This window comes from Bacteroidota bacterium (genome assembly GCA_018266835.1).
In the GTDB taxonomy this organism is placed as follows: Bacteria; Bacteroidota; Ignavibacteria; order Tepidaquicellales; family Tepidaquicellaceae; genus JAFDZO01.
Window position 1 is genome coordinate 300,333 of record JAFDZP010000003.1, and the last position, 11,995, is coordinate 312,327.

Sequence of the window (11,995 nt, forward strand, 5' to 3'; positions counted from 1 at the left end):
ACAGATGAATTTAATTTTCAGGTAGTTTAATATCATATAATTGCTGTGAGCCTTCATTGTTTCTCTCTTCCATAATTTTCATTACAGTCTGCTCAACATCTATAGCAGGGAGATAATATGTTCCGCACTCAAACTGTGAAGTGACACTCGCTAAGTACCCGCGTATCTGCCCAAGAAATATTGCAAACGCATTTATTATAAATTGTGTATCAGAAGAGTCTTTTGTTTCTTTGCTGCTTACTACTCCGTTTGCAATAAGACTTAGCTGCACTGCGCTTTTATCTAACGGCATTCCTTCATCGTCACAATTTGTTTTAAGGTAAACAAATAAGGCGATATCGCCTTCTTCGTTTGCTTCAAAATCCAAAGATAAATCTATAGGGTATCTCTTAAGAGTATAAACATTATCGAACAGATCTAAGTTCTCACTTTCGGCAATTTCATTTGTGAGGAATGTATCAGGAAGATATGTGATTGAAATTGAACTGACCTTAAATTTTTTTAAAAATATATCTGATTCTATTGCCTGCATATTATAATCTATTTATAAAATTCTTTTACTTTATCGCAAATATAATTTACTTCGTTTACTTCGAGCTCGTGATACAATGGAAGTCTTAATAATCTTTCACTTTCTTTTGTTGTATACCTATCTTCCCCATGAAATCTTCCGTATTTTTTTCCGCCCACTGATGAATGCAAAGGTACGTAGTGAAATACAGATTGCACTCCGTTCTCACGCAAATGTGCAATCATTGCTTTACGTTGTTCGTAATCATTTAGCTTGAAATAAAAGATATGACCGTTCGGTTTGCAATGTTCAGGATAAATTTGTAATTCAATATGTTCCTTATCAGCTAGAACTGACATATTTTCCCTGTAAGTATCAGCCAGCAGATTCCTTTTCTTTGTAATCTCATCTGCAATTTCAAACTGAGCGTATAAGAATGCAGCATTGAATTCACTGGGAGAATAACTTGAACCGATATCTACCCAGCTGTATCTATCAACTATTCCGGCTTTGAATTTATTTATGTTCGTGCCTTTATCTTTTACAACTTCAGCACGCTCAGAATATTTATCATCGTTTACCAATATTGCTCCGCCCTCGCCGCATTGAAAATTTTTTGTTTCGTGAAAGCTAAGCGTTCCGAAGTGTCCGATACTTCCTAATTGTTTTCCATGATACGTTGCATTAATACAATGCGCCGCATCTTCAACTACAAATAAGTTATGCTCTTTTGCAATCTGCATGATTTTATCCATATTGCATCCTACACCTGCGTAGTGAACTAACACAATTGCTTTAGTTTTATCAGTAATTGCCTCTTCGATTTTATTTTCATCAATGTTCATTGTATCGGGACGAATATCCACGAACACAATTTTCGCTCCTCGCAAAACATAAGCATTTGCAGCAGATACAAATGTAAAAGAAGGCATAATAATTTCATCGCCTTCTTCTATATTCATCAATAAAGAAGTTAACTCCAAAGCATGTGTACATGATGTTGTTAGAAGTGCTTTATTTATGCTGAAATAATTCTCAAGCCATTGGTTGCATTTTCTGGTAAAGTCACCGTCACCGCAGAACTTATTATTTTTTATAACCTGCTGTAAGTACTTTTCTTCGGATTGCGTTATGAAGGGTTTATTAAATGGAATCAAATCTCTATTAATTTTTCTTTATTAATTCTTCTTTAATGGAATTTTATTGTAAACATCTATAATATTATCAAACATAATATCTAAAGTAAATTTTTTATGCAATAGTTTCAATGCGTTACTTCCAAATTCCGGGAGGTGGTTTTTATTATTGAGCAAATAAATAATTTTTTCAGCCATAGCTTCGGGATTTTTATCCGCCACAAAAAAACCTGTCTCACCCTGATCAATCATTTTTGCAACATCACCTACATCGGTCACAACTGCCGGAATTCCCTGCGCAAGAGAGTATAAGACAGAAAACGGAAACGTCTCGCCTCCCCCTTCAACAGAAGAATGCAGATAGACATCGAAAGCAGAATAAACTGCCTGCATGTCATCACGGAATCCCGGGAATATTATGTTATCATTCAGACCAAATTCGTTTGTTAAATCTTTCAATTTTTGTTCAAGATGCCCGTTGCCGACAATCATTAATTTTATATTATCAAAGTGTTTTGCAACCTGAGCGAAAGATTTCACAAGGTATTCCTGTCCTTTGAACTCAACCAATCTTCCTGTATTACCGAACAAAATCGTGTCATCTGAAATATTAAATTCATCTCGCACTTTTTTTCTTAATGCAGCATCTTTCCTCATAGAGTCCGGCTCAATGCCAAGATGTATAACTTTTATCTTTTCAGGATCAATTTTATCTTTTGATGCTAATAGTTCTTTTGTGCAAAAGCCGTCAACAAGAAAATAATTAGTGCAGTATTGATTTCGGAGCCACTGAGTAATATTATGCGAAATGGAATGATATGAATGGTTCATCGTTATATGTCCTGCTCCTGCAAACTTAGCTGCAAAGCCGGCAGCAGTCCTGTCATAATTATTATTTGTATGAACTATATCAATTTTATTTTTCTTAATATAATCATAAATAATTTTTGTGAACTTGAATATTTCACCCTTCACAGGAAAATCAACAGGAAATAAATTTATCCCGAATGCTTTTGCTTTTTCATAAAGCAAAATTCTGGGATGGCAGCATATAGTAACATCATATCCGCGTTCCTTTAATTTCTTCCCGAACTCAAGAACAAAATACTCTCCGCCGGAATAAATATCTGAACCGTTCGTTAATAAAACTTTCGGCTTTCTTTTTTTCTCCTGGCTCAATTATATATGTATGACTTAAACGTTGTTGAAATGTTGAACTTATAGATGTTAAATGGAATAGCAAGAATGAAAAACAGTACGGAGAAAACCTCGGCATCGCCATAACTCCACTCAAAAATTCCCGATATGTGGAATGAAATTAAAACCAAAATACATCCGAGTATCATCAGTTTATATTCCTGCGCAAGATTCATTTTATAATACCTTAGATATTTTAAAAATATCAGAAGAAAAAATCCCACCCACACAATGAAGCCGAGTATTCCGTTCGTTGCAAGTATCATCATTATATTGCTGTGTAAATGCGAGTGTTCGTTCGGAGTCATTTCAGGACGGTAATACTGATACACTTCCATCACTTTATTATCACCAACTCCCAATATCGGATTGTTAATAAACATCTTCCAGCCGTTCTGCCACATGGTCAACCGTGGAGCGTTACTGTTATGGTCTAAGTTCCAGATACTTTTTACCCGGGCAGTATATTTTTCAGGAAGGAAAAATCCACCGAGTATAATTGCAGCAATAAAAATTAAAAGAAATCTTCTGTTTACAACTAATCCTACAATTATCATGCAGACAAAAAGAGCGACGAATACATTTCGGGACTGTGTTAAAATCATAGATATGAATACAGGTATCAAAAGTCCAATGAGCATTCTCTTATCCATAAAGAGACTTCTTCCTTTAAGAAATAACAAAGGAAAGAATAAAAAGAAAATCAGCATTTTTATTTCACCCGATGTTAAAGGATATGCAAGGTAATCAATGCGAATTTCACTGAATGGAGTATCTCCCAAAGAATTTTTCAAGGAGATAAAATATTGAACCAGTTCTCCCAGTGAAATTAAAGACTGTATTGCAAGCACGGCGATAAGAAGATTGAATAAAATTTTCTTATCATAAACTTTCATTATGCATACAAAGAAAATAAGGAAGAGAAGATTTCGTTTTACTCCTATCAAAGCATCTTCAGGATAGAATGCAAAAACACGTGAAAGAAAATCAATAAAGATATATAATCCGATAAAAATATTAATCCATTTCAGCTCTTTAAAAGTATCTATATCATAAAGAAGTTTTCTGTCTAAGAAAAGAACTTCAATAATCCATAGTCCGCCCCATATACCGAACGCAATAGAAGATACTGCAATTGAAAAACTTGCAGAAAAAATCTGTATTGTCAGGCAGACGAGAATTGTAATATTTAATCTATGTCTAAGCTTTGCTAAATGTATCAATTGAGTTGGATTATTTTTTATTTTTTATTCTTTTAACTACGGGCTCAAGAAATACTCCGAGCTTTCTTATTAATTCGGGTTTTTGCTCAGCAAGTTTCGGATCAAAATTCCAGTTCGAATTTTTTATAACTTCTTCCATTACTTTCGGATGCGTTCCTTTAAACTTCTTCAAATGACCAAGGTCATCGTAGTTACTTATTTTATTTTTAATTTCATCAACTTTTTCATCACTGTGATAAAGCTTTTCAAAATTAATTCTTTTATCTAATAAATTCTGCGGCGGCCTTACCCAGCCGTAATGGAATATCTCAGCTTTTATATCAACTGCTTTCACATTCTGATAATTCTTATGGGCAAAATTCATTGCATCGCCCATTGAAACAATATCAGGATTTTTTTTAATTACTCTCACTTCTTTTACATACCACTTTCTGTAATTATCCTGAATGTAATCATAGCTGCCGTAAAAATGCTTGTACTTAAATCTTAATCCTTCAACTTCATCATTGTTCAGATGCTGTTCCATTTTTGCCTTCACTTCAGGAATATATTTTTCGTGAAGTACTTCATCTGACTGAATATAAAATCGCCAGTCGCCCGAACATCTATCCAGCGCTTTATTCGTTTCTATTGAAAGAACTTTACCGCCTTCGCGGATACTCATATCCCACTCTGATTCCAATATTTTTATTCTTTTATCACCAATGCTCTTCACCATTTCAAGTGTGTTATCATCTGACTTCCCCACGTTAACAATAAACTCGTCACACAATGGCAGCACAGATAATATTGCTTCCCTAAAAGGATATGCATACAGAACTCCGTTCCTTATAATCGTAAATCCTGATACTTTCATCCTTTAAATTCCTGATATCTGAACTGAATATTGTGAAGCTTATTGTATATTCCGTTTTTCTCGAGCAGCTCTGAGTGCTTACCGACTTCAACAATTTCACCTTTTGCAATCACAACAATTTTATCTGCGTTTTTAATTGTAGATAATCTGTGAGCAATAACTACCGATGTTCTTCCTTCCATTAATCTTTCAATTGCCTGCTGAACTAAAATTTCTGATTCAGTATCCAGTGATGATGTAGCTTCATCTAAAATTAAAATCGGAGGATTTTTTAACAATGCTCTTGCTATAGATAAACGCTGTCTTTCACCGCCTGAGAGTTTAACTCCCCTGTCACCAATTACCGTGTCGTAACCTGTATCAAGCTTTGAAATAAAATTGTGTGCGTTCGCTGCTTTAGCAGCATCAATAATTTTCTCCAATGAAATTTCACTTTCACCGTAGGCAATATTGTTTCTTATTGTATCATTAAATAACAAAGTTTCCTGTGTCACAATTCCCATGAGTTTTCTTAAGTCCCCCGCCTTAACATTTTTTATATTTGTACCGTCAATTGAAATTTCACCTGACTGTACATCGTAAAATCTCGGTATTAAATCTACTAAAGTTGATTTTCCTGCGCCGCTCGGTCCTACAAGTGCTACTATCTCACCTTTATTTATTTTAAGATTAACATTCCCTAAAATCTCTTCGGATTTCTCATATTTGAAATTTACATTCTTAAATTCGATTGTTTCTTTAAATTCAGTTAAAGGTTTTGCATCGGGCAAATCCATTATATCGGGTTTAATATCGATTAACCCAAACACTCTTTCGGATGCTGCCGAACCTTCCTTGATGCTGTTTGTAACTTGACCTATTAGTTTTAGTGAAGGCATCATCTGCAAAAATGTACCGAGATAAACTATGAAAGTCCCTACAGTCATGTTACTTGTCTTAGTCAGAATCTGATAACCTACTATATAAAGAATAATTGCAATTGTTATAACTCCAATGGATTCAGATATTGGTGAACCCAATGCTTTCTTTCTTTCAAGCCGGGTCATATCATACTGGTAACGATTATTCTCGTAATCGAATCTTTGCTGTTCATACTTTTCCATATTGAATGCCTTTACAATTCTTATAGCACCTATGGATTCATCGAGTATCGAAGTAATGTTTGAAATTTTTTCCTGCGAGCGCTGGCTGCTTCTTTTTAATGAGTCACCGACTTTACTTAATATTAAAGCTGTGACGGGTGCAAGCAAAAATACAATTAATGTGAGCTTCCAGTTAATAACAAATAAAATCACCGTATATAAAATCAGCATAGGGGGATCACGGAACATACTATTAATAACGGCAATTGAGGAGTCCCTCATTATCTGTACATCGTTAATAATTCTTGATATAAGATTTCCTTTTCTTTCTTCAGTAAAAAAACTTAATGGCAGACGAAGATATTGTGAATACAAATCCGAGCGCAAATCTTTTAAAACTCCCTGTTCAACTATGGTCATGTAGTAAGTCTGCATAAATGAAAAAACATTTTTTAAAACAAATGTCAGAACAATTGCAATGCACAGAAATAGCAGTACATCAAGCTTATCATACTTGGTTAAAAGAATACTGAATTCGTATATTATTCTATCTTTAATATCTCCGAAAGAAGTGATATTTTGATTAACTATCTCTGTAGGTTTTTCCTTAAAAAGCAGGTCCACAAATGGAAAAATTGCAAGAAGGGATAGCAGGCTAAACAGTACCACAAGCAGCATAAACAGGTTTGCCATTATCAAAGGTTTGATATATGGCTTCAAATATCGCGCAAGTCTTTTATAATATTGCATCGCAAAAAATACTGATTTGTAAATTCAGTTGTAAGCTACATTTTTTGTAACTTTTTGATCGTCTTTGTTGTTCAATTTTTCATATGAACCCTAAAATTTTAACTCTACTTTTCCTTTTTTCAATTCTGATATACAACCATTCTTATTCAATCGGAATTGACGACGATATCCGCTCGGGGATGAACGACATTTACAATCTTAAATTTGAAGATGCCGAATCAAAATTTATCGATATACAAAAACGTAATCCCGATGACATAAAAGGTTACTTCTATCAGGCTGTAGTTTATTACTACAGAGCCTTACCTACAAGAGACGATAAAATGTTTGATAAGTTCATTGACCTTACCGATAATATTCTGGATAAATGCGATGCCAAGCTTGATAAAAATGAAAATGATATTGAAACACTTTATTATAAAGGGCTTACACATTCCTACCGCTCACTTATTTTTTTAAACCTGAATAAAAGTTTACTAAAGGCAGCATCTAACGGAAACGATGGATACAGAATTTTATCGGATGTTATCCAGAAGAAACCTGATTTTTATGATGCGTATATGGGACTAGGTCTCTATAAAATTGCAATCGGCTTCGTTCCTGAAAAATTTCAGTGGCTGCTTTCTATTATAGGATTTGACGGGAACATAAAGAACGGTTTAGACCTTTTAAAAACTGCAATGGATAAAGGCAGATTTACCAGAGTTGACGCTAAAGTATATTATGCCATTTCAAGCATTACAGAAAAAGAAGATGAGAACACTGTTTCAATAAAACTTTCAAAAGAACTTTATGATGAATATCCCGAGAGCCCAATATTTAATCTTATTTATGCAACAATGCTTTTAGAGAGAATGAAAGTTGATGAATCAATTGAGTATTGTAAAAAAGCTTTAACACTCAATACACACTCTCTCCAGCCTGAAATAAAAAAAGGAACATATGCACTTATTGGTAACGCTTACTTCAGAAAAAATGATTTTGTAAATGCTGCTGCAAGCTTAGAAGAACATCTCAAGTATGTTAATAAAGAAGACCGCTACAATGTAAGCTGCTACACACTCGGTATCAGCTACGAAATGTCAGGCAACAGAACAAAAGCTGTTGAAAGTTATTCCAAAGCAAGAAATATTTTCATTGATGAACGCGACGGTGAAGCAGAAAAGCTTTTCTATAGATTAAGTATGGAGAGAATCAAAAAGCCGTTGAGAGATATAGATTCTATTTCCGTAATAGCAATGAATTTAAGAGAATCAGGAAACTTTGATGCTGCTATAGAAAAGTACAACACATTACTCGAGACTTCTCAGCTTTCTAAATTTTCAACTGATGACGATAAAGCATATTTGTATTCAAATATCGGTCATGCATATTTAATGAAAAAAGATTATAACAAAGCTATTGAGTACTTCAATAAAACAGTAGCTTTATCTCCAAAAACTGAGTTATGGCATGTGCCTCACTCATATTTTGAGCTTGGTAAAATTTACTGGAGAAAAGGCGATAAGCAAAAAGCCTCAGGATATTTTGAAAAAATTTACGATTACTCAGATTATGATTTCAAAAATTTTCTGGAGATGCGGCTTGCTAATTTTAAAGCAAAGAATTAATAATTTTGAAAATCATTTTTTCAATTATATTGCTTTTTTACGCTGGGCTTTCTTATTCTCAGTTTACAATATCCACTGATAAAATAATAGTAGCCGGAGATAAATTTTCTCAAATAAAATCTGATACCAATTCTATAAATCCCGGCGATAAAGGTGATAATATCACTTGGTCATTCAATTTAAACTTAACTAAAGATACAGTTACAACTCTCTATGTTGGAATAAATACTACTCCCGTAGCTGAAGCTTTCCCCACTTCAAATCTTGCAAGTTTTGTTACTCTGAAAAATATGAATGTTTACACATACTATCAGGTAATGAATAATGAATTAATTTACCTGGGGACAGCAAACTACTCTAAGAGTTATATCTTCAGTATACCGCTTCAAAATCCCAAAGTAGTTTTTGAGTATCCCTTTGAATATAAAGATACGCTGGATAGAAATTATAGCTTCTATCTTGAATCAGGCGGAATTAAAAATTACTTCTTCGGAAAAAATTATATAGATTACGATTCATTCGGAAAAATAAAATTGAACGGCACAGAGTACGACTGCATCCGTCTTCACACAATTGATTACTACGGCGATTCAGAAAATTTTAAAGAGTCAAATTTTTCAAATTATATTGAATCATACGACTGGTACATCAAAGAAAACAAGTTCCCTGTTTTTACAATAAAGTATACTACAAAAAAATCTAAAGAAATGATTACAAAGACTAAGGAAGTTCTTTTAACTTCCTTAAATTAGATTTTCATTTTTAATATTCAACTCGTTTAGTATCTTATTTCTAAAAGTTAATACCGAATATGATTTCTGCTGCCATTCCTGTAAATGAAAAAGAACGCTTATCCAAACTTAAGGAGTATAATATACTGGATTCACCTGAAGAAGAAAGCTTTGATGAAATTGTAAAGCTTGCCTCGATAATCTGCAAAGTCCCGATTTCAACAATATCCCTCATAGATGAAAAACGCCAATGGTTTAAAGCGAAGGTCGGCTTACAGAATCAGGAAACTTCAAGAGAAATTGCATTCTGCGCCCATGCAATTAACGGTGACGACTTAATGATTGTTAACGATGCAATGGAAGATGAACGTTTCTATGATAATCCAATGGTCACTTCCGATCCAGACATCAGATTTTATGCAGGAGTGCCTTTAATTACTCCCGACGGAAATAAGCTGGGAACAATTTGTGTAATCGATAACGTTCCTCGTACTTTAACCGATGAACAGAAATTTGCTCTGCAAATCCTTGCTAAAAATGTAATCACCTTACTTGAGCTTAGATTAAAGAACAACAACCTGTCTGATACACTAACCACCCTGTACACTCAAAGCAATGAGATTGAGAGAATAAATAATATCAATACACGTCTTCTTTCTATTCTCGCACATGATTTGAAAAATCCGTTGGGAATAATACAGCAGGTAACTGAAATGTACATTGCCAATCAGATAAGCCATGATGATATGGACGAAATATTCATTGAGCTTAATAAGAATGCAAGCAATGCTTTAACCATGCTTAACGAAGTTCTCCAATGGGGAACTTCTCAGGTTGAAGGCAAAGCGACTGACTTCAAAAGTTTTAATCTTTACAATCTTGTTCAGCAAAAGATTGATGATTACTTCCTTCTTTTAAAATCAAAAGGCAACCGCTTAATAAACGAGTGCGAAGAAGATCTCAGTTTCAAAGCTGACCTTAACATGATGCGGTTCATTCTCCGTAACCTTATAATGAATGCCAACAAGTTTACCAAAGACGGTACGATAACGGTCCGCACTATTGACAGCGATGACTATGTTGAAGTCATTGTATCCGATACAGGCGTTGGTATGAAGCCTTCGCAGATAGCAAGGCTTTTCAAGTGGGAAACAAGGCAAAGCTCTGACGGCACATCAGGAGAGAAAGGAACAGGTCTCGGACTTCTTATATGCAACGAGTTCGTTCTTAAGCATAAGGGAAAAATTTGGGTAGAGAGCAATTTGGGAAAAGGAAGCTCGTTTCACTTTACAATTTCTAAGCACTTGAAATAGTCTAATTCCAGCTCAAAATCGCAAAAGTTGCGCGAAATTTCAGAGGGTGAAAATAAATTACTATGATTACATAAATTTATTTCCAGATTATGTAAAGTCGATTTTATTTAACTGTTTTAACAAATAAATAATTGAACGGAAAGTAAGACATTTTTGAGTTAAACATAAAAAAATTTTCTCTTCAGATTTTTCTGCAGTTTTACTTTACCAATACCATCTTCTTTGTTTCCTGAAACTGATTTGCAATAAGCTTGTAGTAATAAACTCCGCTGGGAAGATTTGACGCATCAAACTCAATTGAGTAAACCCCCGCATTCTGTATCCCGTTTACTAGCTCAGCGACTTTTTCGCCTTTGATATTATAAACTCTCAGTGTTACATAATCGTAGAGCCTCAGTGCATATTTTATAAAAGTATTAGGATTAAACGGATTAGGATAATTCTGAGAAAGAGAAAAACTTTCCGGCACCTCCTCTATAATCTGATGAACGCCTACAGAAACTTTCATATATTTATGAACTCTTATTCCCACAGCATACGCAAGCGTATCGTTTATAAATCTGAAACGATTTACATTAAACCCCCAACCGGCCTGATGCCAGCTTACTCCGCCGTTTGTGGTTTCAATAGTAGGCATGTGATTATTGCTGCCCCAGCCCCCTATCCATCCTGTCGTTTCATTAACAAATCCTATACCTTCAAAATTTACCTGACCCGGTATTGTTGTACTTGACCAGTTCATGCCTCCGTCTGTTGTTTTCAGAAAAAAGCCGCCGCTAAAATTTTCAATTGCTATATAGCCTAATTGTCTGTTCACAAACTGGATTTTCCATCCCCATTCATTGGGACGCGAAGGGGGAGATAAATATTTTCTGACAAATGTCTGTCCTCCATTTGAAGTAAAAAGCACCGATGTTTTGCCCGTATAATAATTATTATTTCCCGCGTAACCTCCGATAACGAATCCCGAATCTGCCGACCAGAATTTGCAGTCAACCGCAGAACGCATCAAAGATGTATCTATAGGAATTGATATCCAGTTAAAACCGCCGTTTGTTGTTTTGATTAAATTGGAAGGGCAATAATATCTTCCGACACCAAATGCAGTCGTAGAGTTTACAATTGAGATTCCGCAGATGCCTTTGGGAACTGTTCCTTGTATTGACGAAACAACTTGTGTCCAGTTAACTCCTCCGTTTGTTGTTCTGAACAGAATGTTATTGGAATCCAAAGTTCCTATTATTCCTGTCTCCGGAGTAAAAAAACCCACACTTCTTAAATCATGATTGAAATTTTGAGCTGTGTTAGTCCAGCTGCTGCCACCATCGGTTGTACGAAAAACTTTGCCTGAATATCCGATAACAAAACCCGTATTTGCGTCACAGAAATACATATCTTCGAATCTGCCGTCTGCTGCAGAATCGGCAACGGGCGCATTTGGAAGCGTTGTCCATCCGAAATTTTGAGGGAAACAAGCAGATGAAAATAAAGTGAGGGAGAAAAAGATAGAGAGAACTACTTTTCTCATTAGGTTATTGTTTTTCTAAGTTAAAATTATTTGATATAAATTACAATCAAAAATAAAC

Annotated in this window: 10 protein-coding genes; 3 read left to right on the plus strand and 7 right to left on the minus strand. The window is 34.7% G+C overall.

The genetic code is table 11. The features are described from left to right. Positions 1-10: 10 nt before the first annotated feature. Genes JST55_10710 through JST55_10735 form a run of 6 tightly spaced genes read right to left on the minus strand, consistent with a single transcriptional unit; the run spans position 11 to position 6,698 of the window. Positions 11-532: a hypothetical protein gene (locus JST55_10710; GenBank protein MBS1493975.1), complete on the minus strand. Its 522-nt coding sequence runs from the start codon at positions 530-532 to the stop codon at positions 11-13. Between the two features lie 8 nt (positions 533-540). Further along, positions 541-1,668: a dTDP-4-amino-4,6-dideoxygalactose transaminase gene (gene rffA, locus JST55_10715; protein ID MBS1493976.1), complete on the minus strand. Its 1,128-nt coding sequence runs from the start codon at positions 1,666-1,668 to the stop codon at positions 541-543. 21 nt (positions 1,669-1,689) lie between these two features. Then, positions 1,690-2,826 (minus strand): glycosyltransferase family 4 protein, encoded by a 1,137-nt coding sequence (locus JST55_10720; protein MBS1493977.1) that lies wholly within the window; start codon positions 2,824-2,826, stop codon positions 1,690-1,692. Continuing rightward, complete coding sequence (locus JST55_10725) at positions 2,823-4,067, minus strand: O-antigen ligase family protein (GenBank protein MBS1493978.1); 1,245 nt, start codon at positions 4,065-4,067, stop codon at positions 2,823-2,825. The genes JST55_10720 and JST55_10725 overlap by 4 nt, the downstream gene beginning before the upstream one ends. Before the next feature lie 10 nt (positions 4,068-4,077). Next, positions 4,078-4,923 (minus strand): glycosyltransferase family 2 protein, encoded by an 846-nt coding sequence (locus JST55_10730; GenBank protein MBS1493979.1) that lies wholly within the window; start codon positions 4,921-4,923, stop codon positions 4,078-4,080. Then, entirely contained in the window at positions 4,920-6,698 is a 1,779-nt protein-coding gene (locus tag JST55_10735; GenBank protein MBS1493980.1) for an ATP-binding cassette domain-containing protein, read from the minus strand. The genes JST55_10730 and JST55_10735 overlap by 4 nt, the downstream gene beginning before the upstream one ends. A gap of 140 nt (positions 6,699-6,838) precedes the next feature. Here JST55_10735 and JST55_10740 point away from each other — a divergent pair, with 140 nt between their 5' ends. Genes JST55_10740 through JST55_10750 form a run of 3 tightly spaced genes read left to right on the plus strand, consistent with a single transcriptional unit; the run spans position 6,839 to position 10,409 of the window. After that, entirely contained in the window at positions 6,839-8,365 is a 1,527-nt protein-coding gene (locus JST55_10740; GenBank protein ID MBS1493981.1) for a DUF3808 domain-containing protein, read from the plus strand. Positions 8,366-8,370: 5 nt separating this feature from the next. Beyond that, positions 8,371-9,117: a hypothetical protein gene (locus JST55_10745; GenBank protein MBS1493982.1), complete on the plus strand. Its 747-nt coding sequence runs from the start codon at positions 8,371-8,373 to the stop codon at positions 9,115-9,117. A 59-nt stretch (positions 9,118-9,176) separates the two neighbouring features. After that, a complete protein-coding gene (locus tag JST55_10750) occupies positions 9,177-10,409 on the plus strand; it encodes a HAMP domain-containing histidine kinase (protein MBS1493983.1) in 1,233 nt (410 codons plus the stop codon). Positions 10,410-10,608: 199 nt separating this feature from the next. On the opposite strand, the gene JST55_10755 is transcribed toward JST55_10750, so the two are convergent. Further along, complete coding sequence (locus JST55_10755) at positions 10,609-11,937, minus strand: T9SS type A sorting domain-containing protein (GenBank protein ID MBS1493984.1); 1,329 nt, start codon at positions 11,935-11,937, stop codon at positions 10,609-10,611. Positions 11,938-11,995 lie beyond the last annotated feature (58 nt).

Bases quoted from the DNA above. Each gene is read 5' to 3' on its own strand.
- JST55_10755 (MBS1493984.1), bottom strand. From the start codon at position 11,937: ATGAGAAAAGTAGTTCTCTCTATCTTTTTCTCCCTCACTTTATTTTCA.
- JST55_10735 (MBS1493980.1), bottom strand. From the start codon at position 6,698: ATGGCAAACCTGTTTATGCTGCTTGTGGTACTGTTTAGCCTGCTATCC.
- JST55_10710 (MBS1493975.1), bottom strand. From the start codon at position 532: ATGCAGGCAATAGAATCAGATATATTTTTAAAAAAATTTAAGGTCAGT.
- JST55_10750 (MBS1493983.1), top strand. From the start codon at position 9,177: ATGATTTCTGCTGCCATTCCTGTAAATGAAAAAGAACGCTTATCCAAA.
- JST55_10740 (MBS1493981.1), top strand. From the start codon at position 6,839: ATGAACCCTAAAATTTTAACTCTACTTTTCCTTTTTTCAATTCTGATA.
- JST55_10730 (MBS1493979.1), bottom strand. From the start codon at position 4,923: ATGAAAGTATCAGGATTTACGATTATAAGGAACGGAGTTCTGTATGCA.